Consider the following 21398-nt stretch of genomic DNA (forward strand, 5'->3'; position numbering starts at 1 on the left):
CCCTCTTCCCGTCCGCCTACCGCGTCCGCGCGATCAGATACCGGAACACGTTCGGCATCCAGACCGTCCCGTCCGGCCGCTGATGCGGATGCAGCGCCTCGCCGAGCTCCTTCTCCACCTGCCGCCGGTCGGTCACCTCCAGCGCCGCGTCGAACACCCCCGTCGACAGCAGCCCGCGCACCGCGCTCGCCGCATCCGCGTAGCCGAACGGGCAGGACACCCGCCCCGACCCGTCGGGCCGCAGCCCCGCCCGCTCCGCCAGCTCCTCCAGATCGTCCCGCCCGCTGGGCCGCCAGCCACCGCCGCCGGTACGCAGGGGATCGGCCAGCCGCCGCGCCACCCGCAGCACCCCCGCGGTGGCACACCGCTCCACCGGACCCCAGCCGCCCAGCACCACCGCGCTGCCGCGCTCCGCCAGCGCGGCCGCCGCACTCAGCGACGCCGTCGGCTCCTCGGCAGGGTTCACACAGCCCGACGGATGGAACGCGGTGATCACATTGAACGGCGCCTCCCCGGCCACCGCCGCCGGCGGCCCGCCGCCGACCACGGCCGCGGCCTGCGGCCCGCCGTCCGGCGACAGCCGCTCGCGCGCCAGCTCCAGCCGGGCCTCGTCCGCGTCCACCCCGCTGACCTGCGCGCCCCGCGCCGCCGCCAGCAACAGCGCCAGCCCCGAACCGCAGCCGAGCCCCAGCAGCCGGGTGCCGGCGCCGATCCTCAGCCGGTCGTACGCGGCTTCGTACAGCGGCACCAGCATCCGCTCCTGGATCTCGGCCCAGTCGCGGGCCCGCGCCCGCGGGCCGGCCGGATCGGGCAGGCCTTCACCGGGCAGGCCTCCACCTGGCAGGGAAGCGGAGGCCGGAAGCTGGTGCCGCACGAGCGTGGGTGACATCGAAAGCGCCCCTATTCGCCGAGAACCGAAGCTGTTCAGTGCCGATCGCCCCCGTGTCCGAGCGTTGTGCGCCCCCCGCAATCCAGACAACTGCGCATCCGTCCGGGCGTCCAGGGGGTGCGCCGGGGTTGTCTCCCGCGCGCCCCCGTATGCGCCGGGCCCGCGGCCCTGAGCGCCGTTCCAGCCTGCCCCGGCCCGCGCCGGTCCGCCACGCCGGAGGCCCCGGCTGCCGCGCCGTCCGTCGGGCGGTCGGCCTCCCACGCCCCTACGGTGGGCCGTAACATCGCGGCCGGGACCGCCGCCCTGGTGGGCGCGCGGATTACGCCGTGCGGCGTACGCGGGGGTACGCCCCGGCTTGTGGGCAACCGACCGCCTTCGGCGCGGATCGGCGGATACCGGCCGACATCGGTGCACCCCGCCCGCGGCACGGCCCATGACCAGAAACTGACTGGTACGTGCAAATTATTTGGGATGCCCCGGAATCGGAACACTGGGCGACCCCGGCTCGTTGTCACGACGTGAGCACGACACCGCCTGTTCTCGCCGCCGAGCTGGCACTGGCGTGGGCCGATATTCAACGGCACCACCCCGAGCTGCCGGACCTGGCCGCGCCCGAGTCCCTGATCGGAGAGTCGTCGTCCGCCTGTGGCGCCGAGCTCTCCTTCGAACGGCTGCTCCATGAGGCAGTCCACGGCATCGCCGCCGCCCGCGGCGTCCGCGACACCTCCCGCGCAGGCCGCTACCACAACCGCCGGTTCCTGGCGATCGCCGAGGAGCTGGGCCTGGACCACGTCGACGAACCGCATCCCAGCAGCGGCTTCTCCCTGGTCACGCTCAATCCCGAAGCCAGACGGCGCTACCGCCCCACCATCGAGCGCCTCGCCAGAGCCCTCAAGGCGCACACCGTCGCCACCGCCACCGACACCGCCCGCAGCTTCCGCGGCCCGGCCGCCCGGCACGGCTCCTCCGGGGGCGGCGTCCGCGTCAAGGCCGTCTGCGACTGCGGGCGCAACGTCCGCGTCGTGCCGTCGGTGCTGGCCCAGGCCCCGATCGTCTGCGGCGGCTGCGGCAAGCCCTTCCGTATCCCCGAGGTGGCCGCGGTCGGCTGACCGCAGCGCGTGTGGCACAATGGCCAGCTGTACTCGACAGTCGCACAGGACCCCTCTCTCCTCCGGCTGACGCGTCCATCGGGCACCCCGAGTACCGCAACCCCACGTGGCATCCCGTTGTGCCCAACCACGTCAAGACCAGGAGACACCACTCCCGTGGCAGTCAAGATCAAGCTGAAGCGTCTGGGCAAGATCCGTTCGCCTCACTACCGCATCGTCATCGCCGACTCCCGTACCCGCCGTGACGGCCGGGCCATCGAGGAGATCGGCCTGTACCACCCGGTGCAGAACCCCTCGCGCATCGAGGTCGACTCCGAGCGTGCCCAGTACTGGCTGAGCGTCGGCGCCCAGCCGACCGAGCCCGTTCTGGCCATCCTCAAGGTCACCGGCGACTGGCAGAAGTTCAAGGGCCTGCCGGCCCCGGCGCCGATGCTCGTCGCCGAGCCCAAGGCCGACAAGCGCGCCCTCTTCGAGGCCGCCGCCAAGGCTTCCGGCGACGAGCCGAAGGGTGAGGCCATCACCCCGAAGGCGAAGAAGGCCGACAAGAAGGCGGACGAGGCTGCTGCCGAGTCCACCTCCGAGTCGACCGAGGCCTGAGCATGCTCGAGGAAGCCCTCGAGCACCTCGTCAAGGGCATCGTCGACAACCCCGATGACGTGCAGGTAGCCTCGCGCACCCTGCGCCGCGGGCGCGTTCTCGAGGTCCGGGTCCACCCCGACGACCTCGGCAAGGTGATCGGCCGCAACGGCCGTACCGCCCGCGCCCTGCGGACCGTCGTGGGCGCCATCGGCGGCCGGGGTATCCGCGTCGACCTGGTCGACGTGGACGACGTCCGCTGACAAGTTGAACACCGGCTCGGGCCGGGGAGGGCCTCAGGGCCGTCCCCGGCCCGAGCCCGTTTGAGGCGGTCTCCTTCGGCCGCAACCATCAATTGAGGAACCACGACGGCGAATGGCCACCTCCGCGAGAGCGGCGGCGGTTGAGCCGCAAGGAGCAGCAGTGCAACTGGTAGTCGCCCGAATCGGTCGCGCCCACGGCATCAAGGGCGAGGTCACCGTAGAGGTGCGCACCGACGAGCCGGAACTGCGGCTCGCCCCCGGCGCCGTCCTCGCCACCGACCCGTCCTCCACCGGGCCGCTGACCATCGCCACCGGCCGGGTGCACAGCGGCCGCCTGCTGCTGCGCTTCGAGGGCGTCGGCGACCGTACGGCCGCCGAGGCGCTGCGCAACACCCTGCTGATCGCCGAGGTCGATCCCGAGGAGGTCCCCGAGGACCCCGAGGAGTTCTACGACCACCAGCTGATCGACCTCGATGTGGTCACCCGCGACGGCACCGCCGTCGGCCGGATCGCCGAGGTCTCCCACCTGCCCTACCAGGACCTGCTGATCGTCCGGAAGCCCGACGGCAGCGAGGTCATGATCCCGTTCGTCACCGAGATTGTCCCGGAGATCGACCTGGAGGAGCAGCGCGCGGTCATCGACCCGCCGCCCGGCCTCCTCGACGACAGCCAGGCGGAGATCGCCACCGGCCGCGCCACCACCGCCGAGGACAGCTGATGCGGCTCGACGTCGTCACGATCTTCCCCGAGTACCTCGAGCCGCTGAACGTCTCCCTCGTCGGCAAGGCCCGCGCCCGCGGCCAGCTCGACGTACGCATCCACGACCTGCGGGAATGGGCGCACGACAAGCACAACACCGTCGACGACACCCCCTACGGCGGCGGCCCCGGCATGGTCATGAAGCCCGAGCCCTGGGGCGAGGCGCTGGACGACGTCCTCGCCTCCGGCGACGGGCAGCCCATCATGGTCGTCCCCACCCCGAGCGGCGCCCCCTTCACCCAGCAGCTCGCCGTCGAACTCGCCGAAGCGCCCTGGCTGGTGTTCACCCCCGCCCGCTACGAGGGCATCGACCGCCGCGTCATCGAGGAGTACGGCGACCGCCTGGACGTCCGCGAGGTCTCCATCGGCGACTACGTTCTGGCCGGCGGGGAGGCCCCGGTGCTCGTCATGGTCGAGGCCATCGCCCGGCTGCTGCCCGGCGTCCTCGGCAACGCCGCCTCCCACCAGGACGACTCCTTCGCCCCCGGCGCGATGGCCGACCTCCTGGAGGGCCCCGTCTACACCAAGCCCCCCGAGTGGCGCGGCCGCACGATTCCCGACGTCCTCGTCAGCGGGCACCACGGCAAGATCGCCCGCTGGCGCCGCGACGAGGCCTTCCGCCGCACCGACCTGAACCGGCCCGACCTGATCGAGCGCACCGACCCCGCCGCCTTCGACAAGAAGGACCGCGAAATCCTCGCCGCGCTGGGCTGGGCACCGGGATCGGACGGCCGATTTGGGCGCACGAGTGGGGCCGTGGAAGAATAGGCCGCTGCTGTGTGCGTCCGGCGCGCGCCCCTGCCACAGGGGGAACGACGCCCGTCCGACGGAACGGCAACCAGAACATCCTTTCCGATATCCCGCTGATGACCTGTGGCATCAGCGAAGAAAGCAGTAGGTCATGCACCTTCTCGACTCCGTCGACGCCGCGTCGAAGCGCAGCGACATCCCGGCCTTCCGCCCGGGTGACACCGTCAACGTCCACGTCCGCGTCATCGAGGGCAACCGCTCCCGTGTGCAGCAGTTCAAGGGCGTAGTCATCCGCCGTCAGGGCGCCGGCGTCCGCGAGACCTTCACGGTCCGCAAGGTCAGCTTCTCCGTCGGCGTCGAGCGCACCTTCCCGGTGCACACCCCGATCGTCGAGAAGATCGAGGTCGTGACCCGCGGTGACGTCCGTCGCGCCAAGCTGTACTTCCTCCGTGAGCTCCGCGGCAAGGCCGCGAAGATCAAGGAGAAGCGCGACAACTGAGCGTCGCCGCACCGGACCGCGATTTTTTGCGCCGGAGCAACGCAAAGCCAAGCTCACGTACGGCGTCCGGACCCGGCCGGATAGGCTCAGGGCCCGATGGACACCGACGCACAGCTCTCGGAGCGCGACCCCTCTCCCACCCCCGATCAGGGGCCGGAGCGGCGGTCGCGCTCCGCGCGTTTTCCCGCCTTCCTGGCCGGCCTTCGCTACCGGCCGATCACTCTCTTCGCCTGCTGCCTGGCGTTCCTCTTCCTCCTCAGCACATTCGTCGTGCAGCCGTTCCTGATCCCCAGCTCCTCCATGGAGAACACCCTGCGGATCGGGGACCGGGTGCTGGTCAACAAGCTGGCGTACCGTTTCGGCAGCGAGCCGGAACGGGGCGATGTCGTGGTATTCGACGGCACGGGGTCTTTCGTTCACAGCAAGTCGGGGGAGAATCCCGGCACGGCGCTGCTGCGCGGAGCCGGCGCGGCGCTGGGCCTGGCCCGGCCCGCGGACACCGACTACGTCAAGCGGGTGATCGGGGTCGGCGGTGACCACGTGACCTGCTGTGACAAACGGGGGCGGATCAAAGTGAACGGCAAGCCCGTCAGTGAGGGCTATCTCTACCAGGGGGACGCGCCGTCCTCGGTGGACTTCGACATCGTGGTGCCCGAGGGGAAGCTGTGGGTGATGGGGGACCACCGTGCCAGGTCCAGCGACTCCCGCGACCACCTCGGTGAGGCCGGCGGCGGCACCGTACCCGTCGACAAGGTGATCGGCCGGGCCGACTGGATCAGCTGGCCCGTGGGCCGCTGGACCACCCTCGACACCCCGCGCTCCTTCGGCGGCATACCCACCTCGGCAGGCCCCCGTGGGTAACCGCGGCAAGCCCCGCCACGGGCACCAGAAGTCCACCGGAGCGGACGGCTCCGCGGCCGGCCCCGACGAGCGCGCAGCCGCCGGCGGCGACCCTGGCGGAAGCGCTCCCCGGACCGGCGGACGGGCCGAGCGGCGCCGCCAGGCCAAGCGCATCAAACGCCGTCGGCAGCGTTCCTACCTCAAGGAAATCCCCATCCTCATCGGCGTGGCGCTGGCCATCGCCCTCGTCCTGAAGACCTTCCTGGTCCAGGCGTTCGTGATCCCGTCGGGCTCCATGGAGAACACGATCAAGATCGGCGACCGGGTGCTCGTCGACAAGCTCACCCCCTGGTTCGGCGCCAAGCCCGAACGCGGCGACGTCGTCGTCTTCAAGGACCCGGGAGGCTGGCTGCCCCCGGACGAGAAGAGCCGCATCGGCGACGATCCCCCGGTGGGCGTCAAGCAGTTCAAGGACTTCATGACGTTCATCGGACTGCTGCCCTCCGCCGACGAAAAAGACCTGATCAAGCGGGTGATCGGGGTCGGTGGCGACACCGTGAAATGCTGCGACAAGCAGGGCCGCATCACGGTCAACGGCACTCCGCTGACCGAAAAGTACGTGCACCGGGGCAACCCGCCCTCCCAGCTGAAATTCACCGTGACCGTCCCCACCGGACGGATCTTCGTGATGGGCGACCACCGCTCCGACTCCGCGGATTCGCGCTTCCACCTCGACGAGCCGTACCGTGGCACGGTCTCGGAGGAGAACGTCGTGGGCCAGGCCGAGTGGATCGCCTGGCCGTTCAACCACTGGCAGCGCCTGGAACAGTCCGGCACGTTCACCTCGGTGCACGACGCGCCGGGCGCGAAGGCCGCGGCCGCGGACCCGCCGCATAGGCTGTCCCCCGAGAGTTTGGCCGTACTCCCGACCCCTGCGGAACTCCCGCTCGTTATGGGAGTGGTGGGCCTGCACCGGTTGACGGGCGGGCGAATGCGCGGAGTGAGGAGCAGATGTGGGGGACTTGGCGGTCGGCGCGCGGTCCGGAACCGAAGAGCCCGAAGAGCCGGCGGGACGGAGTGAACCCCCGCACCAGGCGACGAGTTCCGTGCATCGGCCACAGTCACAGCGGCCGGCAGCGGCCGGTCGGTCCGGCTCCCCGGACCGGGTCGGCCCGTCGGGACCGACCGGCCCGGCGGACGAGAAGGAGGGCGACAGGGTGACGAGGGCCAAGAAGCCACGGGCCTTCTGGAAGGAGCTGCCGATCCTCATCGGCATCGCCCTGCTCCTCGCGCTGCTGATCAAGACCTTCCTGGTACAGGCCTTCTCCATCCCCTCCGACTCCATGCAGGACACCCTGCAGCGCGGGGACCGGGTGCTGGTCGACAAGCTGACACCGTGGTTCGGGTCGACGCCGCAGCGCGGTGAGGTCGTCGTCTTCCACGACCCGGGCGGCTGGCTCAACGAAGCGCCCACCCCCGAGCCCAACCCCGTCCAGAAGGTCCTCAGCTTCATCGGCCTGATGCCGTCCGCCGAGGAGAAGGACCTGATCAAGCGGGTCATCGCGGTCGGCGGCGACACCGTCGAGTGCCATGGCACCGGGCCGGTGAAGGTCAACGGCAAGGCGCTCAAGGAGGACTCGTACGTCTTCCCCGGCGCCACCCCCTGCGGCGACCGCCCCTTCGGCCCGATCAAGGTCCCCAAGGACCGCATCTGGGTCATGGGCGACCACCGCGACGACTCCCTCGACTCCCGCTACCACCAGAACCTCAAGGGCAACGGCACGGTCTCGGTCGACGAGGTCGTCGGCCGCGCCTTCACCATCGCCTGGCCCATCAACCGCTGGGCCACGCTGCCGGTGCCCGACACCTTCGACCAGCCCGGGATCAACAAGGCCATGGCGGCGGCCCCGGCCACGCTGGGTCTCGCCGGTGCCGTACCGCTGGTGATCTGGCGCCGCCGGAGGCTGACGAGGGAGCACCCCCAGGTGCTGACCAAGGCGCGTTACCCCAGGTAGGGTGCCGTCCCAGATCTTCGAACGCGGGCGCCCGCCCGCAGGGTGGGAGCGCTGGGATGAGCAGCAGTACGGAACGCAGGACCGACGGCCGCGGCCGGACCACGGGCAGTGTGCTGTCGGGTCTGGCCGTGGTCGTCGGCTGTGCGCTGTTCCTGGGCGGCTTCGTATGGGCGGCGCTGATCTACCGCCCCTATACGGTGCCGACCGATTCGATGTCGCCGACGATCGCCGTCGGGGCCAGGGTCCTGGCCGAGAAGGTGGACGGGACCGAGATACGCCGCGGCGACATCGTCGTCTTCAAGGACAAGGCCTGGGGCGATCTGCCGATGGTCAAGCGCGTCGTCGGCGTCGGCGGCGACAGGATCGCCTGCTGCAGCAAGCAGGGCAGGCTCACCGTCAACGGCAAGCCCGTCGAGGAACCGTATCTGCAGGGCGACGGACCCGCCTCGCCCATCGGCTTCAAGGCCACGGTCCCCAACGGCCAGCTCTTTCTCCTCGGTGACCACCGCAGCGACTCCCTCGACTCCCGCGTCCACCTCAGCGACGGCGACCAGGGCTCCGTACCGCGCAGCGCCGTCCAGGCCCGCGTCGACGCCCGCGCCTGGCCGCTGAGCAGCATCGGTGTGATGCGGCGCCCCGGCAGCTTCTCCGCACTCCCCGGCGGCGTCTCACAGCCCGGCCCCGTCCAGCCCCTCGCCCTCACCGTCCTCGCCGGCGCGGTCCTCATCCTCGGCGGCGCCGCCTACGGCCCCCTGGCCCGGCGCGGGTCCCGCAAGGCCCGCACCCATGGCTGAGCCCTCGGCCAGCGGATCCGACGGCACGGCCCGGACCCGCCAGGTCTCCCGCATCGTGCTGCTCGACCCCGACGACCGGATCCTGCTGCTGCACGGCTTCGAACCGGACGACTCCTCCGACACCTGGTGGTTCACCCCCGGAGGCGGCCTGGAAGGCACCGAGACCCACGAAGAGGCCGCCCACCGCGAGCTCGCCGAGGAGACCGGCATCGCCGACGCCGTCCTCGGCCCCGTCCTGTGGAAACGCCGCTGCTCCTTTCCGTTCGACGGGCGGCGCTGGGACCAGGAGGAGTGGTATTACCTGGGACGTACGGACCGGACTGCCACCGACATGGGAGGGCAGACGGAGCTGGAGCGACGCAGCGTCTCGGGGCTGAGGTGGTGGACTGCGGAGGAACTGTCTGCGTCGCATGAGACGGTGTATCCGACCAGACTCGCCGAGCTGCTGCGCACGCTGCTCGACGAAGGGCCCCCGAGTGCGCCGGTGATCCTGGAGACCGAGAGGGTCTGACGCACAATAGGGGAACGCACGGCTGAAGGGGATCTGCCATGAGCGCCGAGGACCTCGAGAAGTACGAGACCGAGATGGAGCTGAAGCTCTACCGGGAGTACCGCGACGTCGTCGGGCTGTTCAAATATGTGATCGAGACCGAGCGTCGTTTCTACCTCACCAACGACTACGAGATGCAGGTGCACTCGGTTCAGGGCGAGGTTTTCTTCGAGGTCTCGATGGCCGACGCCTGGGTCTGGGACATGTACCGCCCGGCCCGCTTCGTCAAGCAGGTGCGCGTCCTCACATTCAAGGACGTGAACATCGAGGAGCTCAACAAGAGCGATCTCGAGCTTCCCGGCAGCTGAGGTCGGGGCCGGCCGGTGCCCCCTGCGGGTGACGGAGTTATCCACAACTGACCCGTTGTCCACCAAGATCCAATACATCTGTGCGGACGCGTCACAGTCGGTGCCGGAGGTGGTGCCGAATGAACGCCACGCAGGCCGGCCGGGGGGCCGGGAACACACGACGGACCGCGAGGACGGCGGGGGCCGCGGGGGCCGGGAGGAGCTCCGGGCGCGCGGGACGCCGGGGGCCGGGAAGCGGGGCGGAACGACGCCGCCGGACGGCCGCGACCACTGCCGGCGCTTACTCCCCTCCGGCTACGGGGTCCCCGCCCTCCCCGCCCACCGCGTCGGGCTCCCGGCGCGCGCTCGGACGCTACGGCGAGGACCTGGCCGCCCGACGGCTCATCGAAGCCGGGATGCGGATCCTGGACCGTAACTGGCGATGCCGGGACGGCGAGATCGACATCGTGGCGGCCGACGGCGACGCCCTGGTCGTCTGCGAGGTCAAGACCCGCCGCGCGACCGCGTACGAGCACCCCATGGCGGCCGTACGCGCCGCGAAGACCGAGCGGCTGCGGCGGCTGGCCGAACGCTGGCTGGAGCGGCACGGCGGCCCGCCACCCGGCGGCGTACGCATCGACGTCATCGGCGTGCTGCTCCCGGCCCGCGGCGCCCCCGTCGTCGAACACGTACGAGGGGTGGCGTGATGGGATTCGCCCGCACCTGCTCCGTCGCCCTGGTCGGCGTCGAAGGCGTGGCCGTCGAGGTCCAGGCCGACCTGGAACCCGGCGTCGCCGCCTTCACCCTGGTCGGACTGCCCGACAAGAGCCTGGTCGAGTCCAAGGACCGCGTGCGCGCCGCAGTCGTCAATTCCGGTGCCGAGTGGCCCCAGAAGAAACTCACCGTGGGCCTCAGCCCGGCATCCGTCCCCAAGAGCGGCAGCGGCTTCGACCTTGCCGTGGCCTGCGCGGTCCTCGGCGCCGCCGAACGCCTCGACCCCCGCGAACTGACCGGCCTGATGATGATCGGCGAACTGGGCCTGGACGGCCGGGTCCGTCCCGTACGCGGCGTACTGCCCGCCGTACTGGCCGCGGCCGACGCCGGATACCGCCAGGTGGTCGTGCCCGAACGCACCGTCGCCGAAGCCTCGCTCGTCCCCGGCATCTCGGTCCTCGGCGTCCGCAGCCTGCGCCAGCTCATCGCCGTCCTCACCGACGAACCGGTGCCCGACGAGCAGGAGGACACTCCCGCCGAAGGACGGCCCGATCCACTCCTGTCCGGCCTGGTCGTCCCCGGCACGGGCGTCTGTGCCGGCCTGCCGCCCGCGGACCGCGCCCTCGACCTGGCGGATGTCGCGGGCCAGCACAACGCCCGACGCGCCCTGGAAGTGGCTGCGGCAGGCCGCCACCACATCTTCTTCAAAGGACCGCCCGGAGCGGGCAAGACCATGCTCGCCGAACGCCTCCCCGGCCTGCTGCCGCCCCTGTCGCCCAAGGAATCCCTGGAGGTCACCGCCGTCCACTCGGTGGCCGGCACCCTCCCACCGGGACAACCGCTCGTCGACCGGCCGCCCTACTGCGCCCCGCACCACTCCGCGACCATGGCATCCCTCGTCGGCGGGGGCACGGGGCTGCCGCGCCCCGGAGCCGTATCCCTCGCCCATCACGGAGTGTTGTTCGTGGACGAGGCGGCCGAGTGCGACGCCCGCGTCCTGGACGCCCTGCGTCAGCCACTGGAATCGGGCCATGTCATCGTCGCCCGGGCCGCCGGAATGATGCGGATGCCCGCCCGATTCCTCCTGGCCCTGGCGGCGAACCCGTGCCCCTGCGGCAGGCATGGCACCACCGGAGGCGGCTGCGAATGCCGCCCCTCCTCGATCCGCCGATACCGAGCGCGGCTGTCCGGACCCCTGATGGACCGCGTGGACCTGCGGATCGCGGTGGAACCGGTCGCCCGCTCCGAGCTGGTCGCACTCGGCCGCGGCGCCGAATCCACCGCCGCGGTCGCCGAACGCGTACGGTCCGCCCGCGAACGCGCGGCCGCCCGCTTCGCCGGCACACCCTGGAGCACCAACAGCGAGGTACCGGGCCACGAGCTGAGAACCCGTTGGCAGGTGGACCCCGGAGCCCTGGCCCAGGCCGAACGCGACCTGGAATGCGGCCTTCTGACGGCCCGCGGCCTGGACCGCGTCCTGCGCGTCGCCTGGACGGCCGCCGACCTCTCCGGCCATGACCGCCCCACGAAGGAGGACGTCGACTGGGCTCTGGAACTCCGCACGGGCGTACGGCGCGGCAGTGCGGTGCCGATGACGGCGCCCACCTCGGCGACGTCCGAAAGAGCGCGGTCCCGCGGCACGCACCCGCCCGGCCCACGGCGGCCGCCACTTTCGGACCGTCACCCGGGCGGCGCGACCACGCGGACTGCGGGCCAGCGGGAGACATCATGAACGGTACGGACGCATGGGGCTTCGCCACCCGCGGAGCAGCCGACACGACACCGGGCAACGGAGCTGCCGACCCGCCGGCGGCGCACATCGACACCTACGAGCCCCGGCGCACGGCGCGCGCGGCGCTCACCCGCATCCTCGAGCCGGGCGACGAGACCGCCGGCCGCTGGCTGCGCCAACTGGGCCCGGAGGCCCTGTGGAGCGCGCTGTGCGGAGACACCGACCCGCCTCAAGGGGCGACCCCCGACAAGATCGCGGGCCTGACGCTGCGCGCGGCGCGTGCCGATCCCGCCGCCGACCTGGCCGCCGTCGCCGCCCTCGGCGGCCGCTTCATCATCCCGGGCGACCAGGAATGGCCCGGCCAGCTCGACGACCTCGGCGACGCCCGCCCCATCGGCCTGTGGGTACGCGGCCCGGCGAACCTCCGGTTCTGGGCGCTGCGCTCGGTCGCCGTCGTCGGCGCGCGAGCCTGCACCGAATACGGCGCCCACCTCGCCGCCACCCTCGGCGCCGGACTGGCCGAACGCGGCTGGGCGGTCGTCTCCGGAGCCGCGTACGGCGTCGATGGCGCCGCCCACCGAGGCGCGCTGGCCGCGGACGGCGCGACCCTGGCCGTACTGGCCTCCGGCGTCGACTACGCCTATCCGCGCGGACACACCGAACTGCTGGGCCGGATCGGCGAACAGGGCTTGCTGGCCGCCGAATTACCACCCGGGGCCCACCCCACCCGCAGCCGCTTCATCCAGCGCAACCGCGTCATCGCCGCGCTCACCCGCGGGACCGTCGTCGTGGAGGCGGAGCTCCGCAGCGGCTCTCTGGTCACCGCCCGGCGAGCGGCGGCCCTGGGACGGTTCACCATGGGCATGCCGGGGCCCGTCACCAGCGGCCTGTCCGCAGGCGTGCACCAACTCCTCCGCGGCGAGGCGGTGCTGGTCACCGACGCCGACGAGGTCATCGAACTCGTCGGCAGCATCGGCGACCTCGGCCCCCACCGGCACGGCCCGACCCTCGCCCGCGACCTCCTGGACCCCACCGCGGCCCGCGTACTGGAGGCCCTGCCCGCCCGTGGAGGGGCGGACGCCGCCCACCTGGCCAGGGAATCGGGCACGCCCCGCGACATCGCCCGGAGCAAGCTCGTCGAGCTGCAGTCGCTCGGATTCGTTCAAAGGTGCGGTGGTCGCTGGGAGTTGGCACGACGCGCCGAGACCGCCGAAGGATCCCGGCGAGGCGGTACTTGACCTGGCGCGAACGGGTGAAAGGGTGAGGGGAATGACCGCAGAATCCAGGTTTGCCTTGCTTCGGCGCGCGGTGCCGACCTACCGGGAGGCGGTGCTGCGGCGCAACGGACGCACGGGATCCCGCCCGCCGCGTCCCGGCGCCCAGCCGCCCGGCGCCTCGGGGGACCGAGCCCGGTGCCGAGCCGCGGTGCCGCTACGCCGCACGAGGTAACCCTGAGGTGCGGGCAGCGGAACGTATCTGCGCACGCCCGATCCTCCCTTCCTCGCGCACCGCAACCCTCCGGTCACGCTACGCTCACAGGCACTTCACCCCTCAACCGTCCACCCATCCAGCGTCTCGGCAGAACGGCTCAAGGCGACGAATGCCCCAGCACACCTCCGGGTCTGACCGCGCGGCTGTACCACCCGCCGCGCGTGGCAGCGTGCGCCCCGCCGCGCCCTCCTCGCTCGATGAGCTGTGGCGCTCCTACAAGGCGTCGGGCGACGGGCGGTTGCGGGAGCAGCTGATCCTGCACTACTCCCCGCTGGTCAAGTACGTCGCCGGCCGCGTCAGCGTCGGACTGCCGCCCAACGTCGAACAGGCCGATTTCGTCTCCTCCGGAGTCTTCGGCCTGATCGACGCCATCGAGAAGTTCGAGCCGGAACGCTCGATCAAGTTCGAGACCTACGCGATCACCCGCATCCGGGGCGCCATGATCGACGAGCTGCGCGCGCTGGACTGGATCCCACGGTCCGTACGGCAGAAGGCCCGAGCCGTGGAGCGGGCGTACGCAACCCTCGAAGCGCAGTTGCGCCGCACCCCGTCCGAGGCGGAGGTCGCCGACGAGATGGGCATCGCGCTGGAGGAGCTCCACGGGGTGTTCAGCCAGCTGTCCCTGGCCAACGTGGTGGCGCTGGAGGAGCTGCTGCACGTCGGCGGCGAGGGCGGCGAACGCCTCAGCCTCATGGACACGCTTGAGGACACCGCCGCCGAGAACCCCGTCGAAATCGCCGAGGACCGAGAACTGCGGCGACTGCTCGCGCGCGCCATCAACACCCTTCCCGACCGCGAGAAAACCGTGGTCACCCTCTACTACTACGAGGGCCTGACGCTCGCCGAGATCGGCAATGTCCTCGGCGTCACCGAGAGCCGGGTCAGCCAGATCCACACCAAGTCCGTACTGCAGCTCCGGGCGAAGCTCGCCGACGTCGGACGCTGAAACCCGCGGCACCGGGGCGGCGGGCGGAGTGCCGCGGCGGGCGAGCCATCCGTAGAGTGGGGATGTGCCAAGGATTCGAGCGGCCTCTGTGGCCGAGCACCGGACGATGCAGCGCGGCGCCCTCCTGGACGCCGCCCGCACCCTGCTGTCCGAAGGCGGGACGGAAGCGCTGACCTTCCCCGCCCTCGCCGAGCGCACGGGACTCGCGCGCTCCTCCGTATACGAGTACTTCCGCTCCCGCGCGGCCGTCGTCGAAGAGCTGTGCGCCGTCGACTTCCCGGTCTGGGCCGCTGAGGTCGAGGCGGCGATGGAACGCGTCGGCACGCCCGAGGAGAAGATCGAGGCGTATGTGCGCCGGCAGCTGGCCCTGGTGGGCGACCGTCGGCACCGTGCCGTCGTCGCCATCTCGGCCGGCGAACTGGACGCCGGCGCGCGCGAGAAGATCCGTGCGGCGCACGGCGGACTCATCGCCATGATCGTCGAGGCTTTGGCCGCGCTCGGCCACGATCAGCCCCGACTCGCCGCCATGCTCCTGCAGGGCGTCGTCGATGCCGCGGTCCGCCGCATCGAACTCGGCGCGGCCGAGAACCCGGACGAGATCACGGAGGCGGCGGTGGGGATGGTCCTGCGCGGAGTACGCGGCTGACCCGGGGGCCCTCCCCCCCCCGCCCCACCCCCACAAACGCTCGTCGGCCTCGCAGTTCTCACCCGCGGCCCGTATGGCCCACAGCCCGTACCCGCGGCGCGTATGGCCCGCAGCCCGCAACCCGTTCGGCCCACAGCGCGCCCCCGCGATTCCGCACGGCCGCAGCCCGCGGTCGCAAGCCGGCACGGGCCCGCACCCGCAAGCCCGCACGCCCCGCGCCCCGCGGATCTGCGCCCCGGCAGCTCCCAGGCCACGGGCTCTGGCCCCGTACCTCCGCGTCCGCGTCTCGCGCGCTCGCCTCGTCTCCCCAGGCTCAATCGCTCTCCGGTAGCCCCGCGGCCTCGCGGGACCAGCGCCCCCGGATACCTCTCGCACGTCCGAGCCACCGGCCCGGTGAGAGGCGCCCCAGCGCCCAGATCGCGGCGGCGGCCAGGGCGACCGCTCCCGCGAGTGCGGTTCCGTTGACCGTGGCGGCTGTCTCGTGAGCGGTCGGGCGGCCAGAGCGCCCGGGGTCCGTACAGTCCGGTGGCAGGGGGACACCGATCACCGGCAGCAGGCGCGACGGTCCGCCGCGGAGCATGGGCGGGGGCAAGAGTGTGAGCGGGTCCAGGTACGTCTTCCCGCGGCGCAGACCCCAGTGGAGGCATGGCCCGCGGCAGTGGAACGGGCCCTGTTGCAGCACGGCGACGGGTTCGCCCGCGAGGACGTGTTCTCCTTCCCGCACGGTGGCGCGGACCGGTTCGTAGGTGGTGCGTAACGGGGGACGGCCCGAGCGCGACAGCTCGATGGTGAGAACGCCACGTTCGGCGACGGAGCCGGCGAAGGCCACCCGGCCGGGAGCCGCCGCGCGCACCGTCGTACCGGCCGCGGCTGCCAGGTCCACTCCGCGGTGCCCCGCGGCCCATGGCGTGGGGGGCGGCTCCCAGCCCCGCAACACGGCAGGCCGCATGCCCGCCGCGCCCTCCACCGGCCATGCATGCTCCGCCGGAGCGGAGGCGGTCGGCCGGACCGAAGCCGAAGCCCGCCCCCGACGGGATCTCGGCTTCGCCGCCCCCGTCCGCCCCGTGTCGTCGCCCCCCGCCGCCTCCGCCGCCGCGACCGTCGTGGGCGTGGTCGCGGCCCTCGCCGCATCGAGGCTCTGCACCGTGTACCCCGCCGCCGGCGTCGTCACGGAAAGGGCCGCAGCCGTGGCGATGGACAGGATTCCGGTCACCACACGCACGGGGAACAGGCAGTTCCGCCCCTCTCCCGCCGGCCCGTTCCGCGCGCGGCGCACGCGCGGCGCGCGCGGCATTCGGCCCAGACGGCGCAGACGGCCCAGACGGCGTGCCGACGGTCCGGCCGACCCGCGGAAGCTCGTGCCCGAGCTGCAATGTCGTTTCATGTCCCGACCGTGACGCAGTCCGCCACCGCGTGGGGATCTTGGTCGGAATCTGTGGACAACCGGCCGATTGTGGACAACGTCGTCACTCGCACGGGGCATGAAAAGGTGCGTGTCGCCCAGTACATCGGCCGTCCCGTACACTTCTTGTGGCGATCCGGGTCACCGGATCGACTTCGCACGCCCCGCCAGCAGTGCAGCAGTCCCTATCGGGCAGCACGTTGGCCGCGCTCCTCGGTCCTCGGAAGGTTCCGCAAGGTTCTTCCTCGGCAGGCGCGTCAGGGGCGTCAGGCACCGCGGCCGACCGGTCACGGTGGAACCGAGAAACACAAGGAGTACGGCCATGGCCGTCGTCACGATGCGGGAGCTGCTGGAGAGCGGCGTCCACTTCGGGCACCAGACCCGGCGCTGGAACCCGAAGATGAAGCGTTTCATCTTCACCGAGCGCAACGGCATCTACATCATCGACCTGCTCCAGTCGCTGTCGTACATCGACCGCGCCTACGAGTTCGTCAAGGAGACCGTCGCCCACGGCGGCTCGGTGATGTTCGTCGGCACCAAGAAGCAGGCCCAGGAGGCCATTGCCGAGCAGGCGACCCGCGTGGGCATGCCCTACGTGAACCAGCGCTGGCTCGGCGGCATGCTGACCAACTTCTCGACCGTCTACAAGCGCCTGCAGCGCCTGAAGGAGCTCGAGCAGATCGACTTCGAGGATGTGGCCGCCTCCGGCCTCACCAAGAAGGAGCTCCTCGTCCTCTCCCGCGAGAAGGCCAAGCTGGAGAAGACCCTCGGCGGTATCCGCGAGATGCAGAAGGTGCCCAGCGCCGTCTGGATCGTGGACACCAAGAAGGAGCACATCGCCGTCGGTGAGGCGCGCAAGCTCAACATCCCGGTCGTCGCGATCCTCGACACCAACTGCGACCCGGACGAGGTCGACTACAAGATCCCGGGCAACGACGACGCGATCCGCTCCGTCACCCTGCTCACCCGCGTGATCGCCGACGCCGTCGCCGAGGGCCTCATCGCCCGCTCCGGTGCCGCGACCGGCGACCAGAAGCCCGGCGAGAAGGCTCCGGCCGCCGAGCCGCTGGCCGAGTGGGAGCGCGACCTGCTCGAGGGCGAGAAGAAGGCCGATGAGGCCGAGAAGCCCGCCGAGGCCCCCGCGGCCGAGGCCCCCGCGGCCGAGGCTCCGGCCGCCGAGGCCGAGCAGCCGGCCACGGACGCCGAGCAGGCCTGACCCGCAGCATCCGGTTGATGACGGCGGGGGCCGGCGCCACAAGCGCCGCCCCCGCCGTCCACCCGTAGATCTTTCGACTTCGAGATTTCGAGAAGAGATTCACAGACCATGGCGAACTACACCGCCGCTGACGTCAAGAAGCTCCGCGAGCTCACCGGCGCCGGCATGATGGACTGCAAGAAGGCGCTGGACGAGGCCGAGGGCAACGTCGACAAGGCCGTCGAGGCGCTGCGCATCAAGGGCCAGAAGGGCGTCGCCAAGCGCGAGGGCCGCTCCGCCGAGAACGGCGCCGTGGTCTCGGTGATCGCCGGCGACAACGCCTCCGGTGTCATCGTCGAGCTGAAGTGCGAGACGGACTTCGTCGCCAAGGGTGACAAGTTCCAGGCCGTCGCCAACGAGATCGCCGCGCACGTCGCGAAGACCTCTCCGGCCGACATCGAGGCCCTGCTCACCTCCGAGATCGAGGCCGGCAAGACCGTCCAGGCGTTCGTCGACGAGGCCAACGCCACCCTGGGCGAGAAGATCGTCCTGGACCGCTTCGCGCAGTTCTCCGACGGCTACGTGTCGGCGTACATGCACCGCACCATGCCCGACCTGCCCCCGCAGATCGGTGTCCTTGTCGAGCTCGACAAGGAGAACGCCGAGGTCGCCAAGGGTATCGCGCAGCACATCGCTGCCTTCGCCCCGAAGTACCTCTCCAAGGACGACGTCCCGGCCGAGGTCGTCGAGGCCGAGCGCCGCGTCGCCGAGGAGACCACGCGCGCCGAGGGCAAGCCCGAGGCCGCCCTGCCGAAGATCGTCGAGGGTCGCATCAACGGCTTCTTCAAGGACGCGACGCTGCTCGGTCAGCCGTACGCGCTCGACAACAAGAAGTCCGTCGAGAAGGTCCTCCAGGAGGCCGGTGTCACCCTGAAGCGCTTCTCGCGCATCAAGGTCGGCATCTGAGCCTGCCGCGAAGGCAGCGAATGACCTGCGACCCCGCTAGGGTCGTACGCAGTCGGCCGCTCAACGGTCGGCCGCAGATGTGACGAGGAGGCCATTGCCGGACAGGGATCTCGACCAGACCCACGGCAATGGCCTTCTTCGTATGTGCACGAGGAGAGCTCAATGAATCACGGTGCCGACGGCGCGGACACGGACAAGGCCGACCACGGCGGCAGGCGAAGGTTTTTGCTGAAGCTGTCGGGTGAGGCGTTCGCCGGTGGTGGCGGACTGGGCGTCGATCCCGATGTCGTGCACGCCATGGCCCGCGAGATCGCCGCTGTGGTACGCGACGGCTACGAGATCGCCATCGTGATCGGCGGCGGCAACTTCTTCCGCGGCGCCGAACTCCAGCAGCGCGGTATGGACCGGGCCCGCTCCGACTACATGGGCATGCTCGGTACGGTCATGAACTGCCTGGCCCTCCAGGACTTCCTGGAGAAGGAGGGCATCGACTCGCGCGTCCAGACCGCCATCACCATGGGCCAGGTCGCGGAGCCGTACATCCCGCTGCGCGCGGTGCGCCACCTCGAGAAGGGCCGGGTCGTCATCTTCGGCGCCGGCATGGGCATGCCGTACTTCTCCACCGACACCACCGCCGCCCAGCGCGCCCTGGAGATCGACGCCGAGGCCATGCTGATGGGCAAGAACGGCGTGGATGGCGTCTACGACTCCGACCCCAAGAAGAACCCCGACGCGGTCAAGTTCGATGCGCTCGAATACGGCGAGGTCATCACCCGCGAGCTGAAGGTCGCCGATGCCACCGCCATCACCCTCTGCCGCGACAACAAGCTCCCGATCCTCGTCTTCGAACTGCTCGCCGAGGGCAATATCGCGCGCGCGGTGAAGGGTGAGAAGATCGGCACGCTCGTCAGCGATCAGGGCACCCGGGCCTGACGGCCCCAACTGCCGAGACTCCGTACGGGCTTCACCCGTAGGGGCGGCAACTCCCGGCCGTGGGAAGACCTCGGTACGGGGATGGACAACAGCCTGCCGGTCGGACACCGTGCAGGAGAAGACGCGCGGCAGGGGCGAGGCTCTGCTTCTTACCGATAAGACCAGGAGCAAGTGGTGATCGAAGAGATCCTCCTCGAGGCCGAGGAGAAGATGGAGAAGGCCGTCGTGGTCGCCAAGGAGGACTTCGCCGCGATCCGCACCGGGCGTGCGCACCCGGCGATGTTCAACAAGATCGTGGCGGACTACTACGGCGCCATGACGCCGATCAACCAGCTGGCGTCGTTCTCGGTGCCCGAGCCGCGGATGGCCGTGGTGACCCCGTTCGACAAGAGCGCGCTGCGCAACATCGAGCAGGCGATCCGCGACTCCGACCTCGGCGTCAACCCGAGCAACGACGGCAATATCATCCGAGTGACGTTCCCGGAGCTGACCGAGGAGCGCCGCAAGGAGTACATCAAGGTCGCCAAGAACAAGGGCGAGGACGCGAAGATCTCGATCCGCAGCGTGCGCCGCAAGGCCAAGGAGACCCTCGACAAGCTCGTCAAGGACAAGGAGTCCGGCGAGGACGAGGTGCGCCGCGCCGAGAAGGAGCTCGACGACACCACCGCGAAGTACGTCGCGCAGGTGGACGAGCTGCTCAAGCACAAGGAATCCGAGCTCCTCGAGGTCTGATGAACGAGTCATCCTGGGGGACCCCGCCCGGCGCCGCTCACTGGGGGCCACCCGACCAGGGAACGGTCCCCGCGCTCCGCGGGGCGGCGCCCCCCGCCTCGGCGGGTCCCGTGTACGACGGGGGCGACGCGGCGCAGACTCGGCCCATGCCCATCGTGCCCGAGCCAGGCGGACACCAGGACGACTACCGGGACCACCGGGACGACCGGGGGGCTGCTCGACTGAGTGGCCCCCTCTTCCGCGACGAAGAGCCGCAGGAGCCCATGCCCACTGCTTTCCCCGGTTCCCCCGAGCCCGGCAGCTCGCGGCACCCAGAGAAGCCGAAGAAGAAGAGCGCGGGCCGTAATCTGCGTGCCGCGATAGGGGTCGGCGTCGGCCTCGGCGCGGTCATTCTCGCGTCGCTCTTCGTCTACAAGCCCGTCTTCGTCGGCGTCGTCGCCATCGCCGTCGTGGTGGGCCTGTGGGAACTGACCTCGCGGCTGTCGGAGCGCAAGGACATCCGGGTGCCGCTGGTCCCGCTCGCGGTCGGCGGCACCGCCATGGTGGTCGCCGGGTATGTACGGGGTGCCGAAGGTGCCTGGGTGGCGATGGCGTTCACCGCGCTGGCCGTCCTGGTCTGGCGGATGACCGAGGCGCCCGAGAACTATCTGCGGGACGTCACCGCCGGTGTCTTCGCGGCGTTCTACGTACCGTTCCTGGCGACCTTCGTGGCCCTGATGCTCGCCGCCGAGGACGACGGGCCGCAGCGGGTGCTGACGTTCCTGCTGCTGACGGTCGTCAGCGACACCGGGGCGTACGCGGTCGGCTGGCGCTTCGGCACGCACAAGCTCGCGCCGCGCATCAGCCCCGGAAAGACCCGGGAAGGACTGCTGGGCGCGCTGCTCTTCGCGATGGTCGCCGGCGCGCTGTGCATGGAGTTCCTGATCAAGGACGGCGCCTGGTGGCAGGGCCTGCTGCTCGGTCTCGCCGTCGCGGCCAGCGCCACCCTCGGTGACCTGGGTGAATCCATGATCAAGCGGGATCTCGGCATCAAGGACATGGGCACCCTGCTGCCCGGCCACGGCGGCATCATGGACCGCCTCGACTCCCTTCTGCCGACCGCGCCGGTCGTCTGGCTGCTGTTCGTGGTCTTCGTCGGCTCCGGCTGAACCGCCCTCCGCCCACCCGGCCGCTCCGGGCGCCTTCCGCGCACGGGGCGGCGCGGGCCCCGGCGTTGCGATCCTCGCCCGAACCCCACCCGCTCCCCTCGCGTTTCCGCTGCGTACGAGGGGGTTCCGGCGCTCAGAGGGGCCTGCCGCACTACGTGGCGG

24 protein-coding genes are annotated in these 21398 nt (G+C 71.1%); 22 read left to right on the top strand and 2 right to left on the bottom strand.

Annotated features, from left to right (window positions below; genetic code table 11):
- Window positions 1-16: 16 nt before the first annotated feature.
- On the bottom strand, window positions 17-889 hold the full coding sequence (locus ACIGWZ_RS30985; RefSeq protein ID WP_400070020.1) for a methyltransferase domain-containing protein: 873 nt from the start codon (window positions 887-889) through the stop codon (window positions 17-19).
- A 518-nt stretch (window positions 890-1407) separates the two neighbouring features.
- Between ACIGWZ_RS30985 and ACIGWZ_RS30990 the strand changes: the two genes are divergently transcribed.
- The 17 genes from ACIGWZ_RS30990 to ACIGWZ_RS31070 all read left to right on the top strand — a co-directional run bounded on the left by ACIGWZ_RS30990 (window position 1408) and on the right by ACIGWZ_RS31070 (window position 14860).
- Window positions 1408-1998, top strand: a complete 591-nt coding sequence (locus tag ACIGWZ_RS30990; RefSeq protein ID WP_400070021.1) for a hypothetical protein — start codon at window positions 1408-1410, stop codon at window positions 1996-1998.
- A 156-nt stretch (window positions 1999-2154) separates the two neighbouring features.
- The gene (rpsP, locus tag ACIGWZ_RS30995; protein ID WP_400070022.1) at window positions 2155-2595 is read left to right on the top strand and encodes a 30S ribosomal protein S16; all 441 of its coding nucleotides are present in this window, start codon (window positions 2155-2157) and stop codon (window positions 2593-2595) included.
- Between the two features lie 2 nt (window positions 2596-2597).
- Window positions 2598-2837 (top strand): RNA-binding protein, encoded by a 240-nt coding sequence (locus ACIGWZ_RS31000; RefSeq protein WP_030071708.1) that lies wholly within the window; start codon window positions 2598-2600, stop codon window positions 2835-2837.
- 160 nt (window positions 2838-2997) lie between these two features.
- A complete protein-coding gene (gene rimM / locus ACIGWZ_RS31005) occupies window positions 2998-3555 on the top strand; it encodes a ribosome maturation factor RimM (protein ID WP_400070023.1) in 558 nt (185 codons plus the stop codon).
- Window positions 3555-4364 carry a tRNA (guanosine(37)-N1)-methyltransferase TrmD gene (gene trmD, locus ACIGWZ_RS31010; protein ID WP_400070024.1) on the top strand — a complete coding sequence of 270 codons (810 nt, stop codon included), beginning with the start codon at window positions 3555-3557 and terminating at the stop codon, window positions 4362-4364. The genes rimM and trmD overlap by 1 nt, the downstream gene beginning before the upstream one ends.
- Before the next feature lie 133 nt (window positions 4365-4497).
- Window positions 4498-4845, top strand: a complete 348-nt coding sequence (gene rplS / locus ACIGWZ_RS31015; RefSeq protein ID WP_018087148.1) for a 50S ribosomal protein L19 — start codon at window positions 4498-4500, stop codon at window positions 4843-4845.
- A gap of 96 nt (window positions 4846-4941) precedes the next feature.
- Window positions 4942-5706 (top strand): signal peptidase I, encoded by a 765-nt coding sequence (gene lepB / locus ACIGWZ_RS31020; protein WP_400070025.1) that lies wholly within the window; start codon window positions 4942-4944, stop codon window positions 5704-5706.
- Complete coding sequence (gene lepB, locus ACIGWZ_RS31025; protein ID WP_400070026.1) at window positions 5699-6766, top strand: signal peptidase I; 1068 nt, start codon at window positions 5699-5701, stop codon at window positions 6764-6766. The genes lepB (ACIGWZ_RS31020) and lepB (ACIGWZ_RS31025) overlap by 8 nt, the downstream gene beginning before the upstream one ends.
- Window positions 6708-7700, top strand: a complete 993-nt coding sequence (gene lepB / locus ACIGWZ_RS31030; RefSeq protein WP_400070119.1) for a signal peptidase I — start codon at window positions 6708-6710, stop codon at window positions 7698-7700. The genes lepB (ACIGWZ_RS31025) and lepB (ACIGWZ_RS31030) overlap by 59 nt, the downstream gene beginning before the upstream one ends.
- Window positions 7701-7756: 56 nt before the next feature.
- On the top strand, window positions 7757-8494 hold the full coding sequence (gene lepB / locus ACIGWZ_RS31035; RefSeq protein ID WP_400070027.1) for a signal peptidase I: 738 nt from the start codon (window positions 7757-7759) through the stop codon (window positions 8492-8494).
- Complete coding sequence (locus ACIGWZ_RS31040) at window positions 8487-9005, top strand: NUDIX hydrolase (RefSeq protein ID WP_400070028.1); 519 nt, start codon at window positions 8487-8489, stop codon at window positions 9003-9005. The genes lepB (ACIGWZ_RS31035) and ACIGWZ_RS31040 overlap by 8 nt, the downstream gene beginning before the upstream one ends.
- Before the next feature lie 38 nt (window positions 9006-9043).
- Window positions 9044-9352, top strand: coding sequence for a DUF2469 domain-containing protein (locus ACIGWZ_RS31045; RefSeq protein ID WP_005311352.1), 309 nt, complete (start codon window positions 9044-9046; stop codon window positions 9350-9352).
- Between the two features lie 365 nt (window positions 9353-9717).
- The gene (locus ACIGWZ_RS31050) at window positions 9718-10038 is read left to right on the top strand and encodes a YraN family protein (RefSeq protein WP_400070120.1); all 321 of its coding nucleotides are present in this window, start codon (window positions 9718-9720) and stop codon (window positions 10036-10038) included.
- Window positions 10038-11777, top strand: coding sequence for a YifB family Mg chelatase-like AAA ATPase (locus ACIGWZ_RS31055; protein ID WP_400070029.1), 1740 nt, complete (start codon window positions 10038-10040; stop codon window positions 11775-11777). The genes ACIGWZ_RS31050 and ACIGWZ_RS31055 overlap by 1 nt, the downstream gene beginning before the upstream one ends.
- Entirely contained in the window at window positions 11774-13015 is a 1242-nt protein-coding gene (gene dprA / locus ACIGWZ_RS31060) for a DNA-processing protein DprA (protein WP_400070030.1), read from the top strand. Before ACIGWZ_RS31055 ends, dprA begins: the two co-directional genes overlap by 4 nt.
- A 362-nt stretch (window positions 13016-13377) precedes the next feature.
- The gene (gene whiG / locus ACIGWZ_RS31065) at window positions 13378-14214 is read left to right on the top strand and encodes an RNA polymerase sigma factor WhiG (protein WP_362712685.1); all 837 of its coding nucleotides are present in this window, start codon (window positions 13378-13380) and stop codon (window positions 14212-14214) included.
- Between the two features lie 106 nt (window positions 14215-14320).
- On the top strand, window positions 14321-14860 hold the full coding sequence (locus tag ACIGWZ_RS31070) for a TetR/AcrR family transcriptional regulator (RefSeq protein ID WP_400070121.1): 540 nt from the start codon (window positions 14321-14323) through the stop codon (window positions 14858-14860).
- Window positions 14861-15173: 313 nt separating this feature from the next.
- Here the strand turns inward: ACIGWZ_RS31070 and ACIGWZ_RS31075 are convergent, their stop codons facing one another.
- Window positions 15174-16343, bottom strand: a complete 1170-nt coding sequence (locus ACIGWZ_RS31075) for a peptidoglycan DD-metalloendopeptidase family protein (protein ID WP_400070122.1) — start codon at window positions 16341-16343, stop codon at window positions 15174-15176.
- 241 nt (window positions 16344-16584) lie between these two features.
- On the opposite strand from ACIGWZ_RS31075, the gene rpsB reads away from it, so the two are divergent.
- The 5 genes from rpsB (at window position 16585) to ACIGWZ_RS31100 (ending at window position 21236) form a co-directional block, all read left to right on the top strand.
- Entirely contained in the window at window positions 16585-17478 is an 894-nt protein-coding gene (gene rpsB / locus ACIGWZ_RS31080) for a 30S ribosomal protein S2 (protein ID WP_400070031.1), read from the top strand.
- A 108-nt stretch (window positions 17479-17586) separates the two neighbouring features.
- Window positions 17587-18423, top strand: a complete 837-nt coding sequence (gene tsf / locus ACIGWZ_RS31085; protein ID WP_400070032.1) for a translation elongation factor Ts — start codon at window positions 17587-17589, stop codon at window positions 18421-18423.
- A gap of 162 nt (window positions 18424-18585) precedes the next feature.
- The gene (gene pyrH, locus ACIGWZ_RS31090; protein ID WP_362709438.1) at window positions 18586-19356 is read left to right on the top strand and encodes a UMP kinase; all 771 of its coding nucleotides are present in this window, start codon (window positions 18586-18588) and stop codon (window positions 19354-19356) included.
- Window positions 19357-19530: 174 nt separating this feature from the next.
- Complete coding sequence (gene frr / locus ACIGWZ_RS31095) at window positions 19531-20088, top strand: ribosome recycling factor (protein ID WP_400070033.1); 558 nt, start codon at window positions 19531-19533, stop codon at window positions 20086-20088.
- Window positions 20088-21236, top strand: a complete 1149-nt coding sequence (locus ACIGWZ_RS31100; protein WP_400070034.1) for a phosphatidate cytidylyltransferase — start codon at window positions 20088-20090, stop codon at window positions 21234-21236. The genes frr and ACIGWZ_RS31100 overlap by 1 nt, the downstream gene beginning before the upstream one ends.
- Window positions 21237-21398 lie beyond the last annotated feature (162 nt).

This window comes from Streptomyces sp. NPDC053427 (assembly GCF_044544985.1).
In the GTDB taxonomy this organism is placed as follows: domain Bacteria; phylum Actinomycetota; class Actinomycetes; order Streptomycetales; family Streptomycetaceae; genus Streptomyces.

Bases quoted from the DNA above. Each gene is read 5' to 3' on its own strand.
- ACIGWZ_RS31045 (WP_005311352.1), top strand. From the start codon at position 9,044: ATGAGCGCCGAGGACCTCGAGAAGTACGAGACCGAGATGGAGCTGAAG.
- ACIGWZ_RS31040 (WP_400070028.1), top strand. From the start codon at position 8,487: ATGGCTGAGCCCTCGGCCAGCGGATCCGACGGCACGGCCCGGACCCGC.
- ACIGWZ_RS31075 (WP_400070122.1), bottom strand. From the start codon at position 16,343: ATGCCCCGTGCGAGTGACGACGTTGTCCACAATCGGCCGGTTGTCCAC.
- whiG (WP_362712685.1), top strand. From the start codon at position 13,378: ATGCCCCAGCACACCTCCGGGTCTGACCGCGCGGCTGTACCACCCGCC.
- dprA (WP_400070030.1), top strand. From the start codon at position 11,774: ATGAACGGTACGGACGCATGGGGCTTCGCCACCCGCGGAGCAGCCGAC.
- lepB (WP_400070025.1), top strand. From the start codon at position 4,942: ATGGACACCGACGCACAGCTCTCGGAGCGCGACCCCTCTCCCACCCCC.
- lepB (WP_400070027.1), top strand. From the start codon at position 7,757: ATGAGCAGCAGTACGGAACGCAGGACCGACGGCCGCGGCCGGACCACG.
- ACIGWZ_RS31055 (WP_400070029.1), top strand. From the start codon at position 10,038: ATGGGATTCGCCCGCACCTGCTCCGTCGCCCTGGTCGGCGTCGAAGGC.
- rpsB (WP_400070031.1), top strand. From the start codon at position 16,585: ATGGCCGTCGTCACGATGCGGGAGCTGCTGGAGAGCGGCGTCCACTTC.
- ACIGWZ_RS30985 (WP_400070020.1), bottom strand. From the start codon at position 889: ATGTCACCCACGCTCGTGCGGCACCAGCTTCCGGCCTCCGCTTCCCTG.
- ACIGWZ_RS31070 (WP_400070121.1), top strand. From the start codon at position 14,321: ATGCAGCGCGGCGCCCTCCTGGACGCCGCCCGCACCCTGCTGTCCGAA.
- pyrH (WP_362709438.1), top strand. From the start codon at position 18,586: ATGAATCACGGTGCCGACGGCGCGGACACGGACAAGGCCGACCACGGC.
- trmD (WP_400070024.1), top strand. From the start codon at position 3,555: ATGCGGCTCGACGTCGTCACGATCTTCCCCGAGTACCTCGAGCCGCTG.
- tsf (WP_400070032.1), top strand. From the start codon at position 17,587: ATGGCGAACTACACCGCCGCTGACGTCAAGAAGCTCCGCGAGCTCACC.
- ACIGWZ_RS31000 (WP_030071708.1), top strand. From the start codon at position 2,598: ATGCTCGAGGAAGCCCTCGAGCACCTCGTCAAGGGCATCGTCGACAAC.
- rplS (WP_018087148.1), top strand. From the start codon at position 4,498: ATGCACCTTCTCGACTCCGTCGACGCCGCGTCGAAGCGCAGCGACATC.
- ACIGWZ_RS31100 (WP_400070034.1), top strand. From the start codon at position 20,088: ATGAACGAGTCATCCTGGGGGACCCCGCCCGGCGCCGCTCACTGGGGG.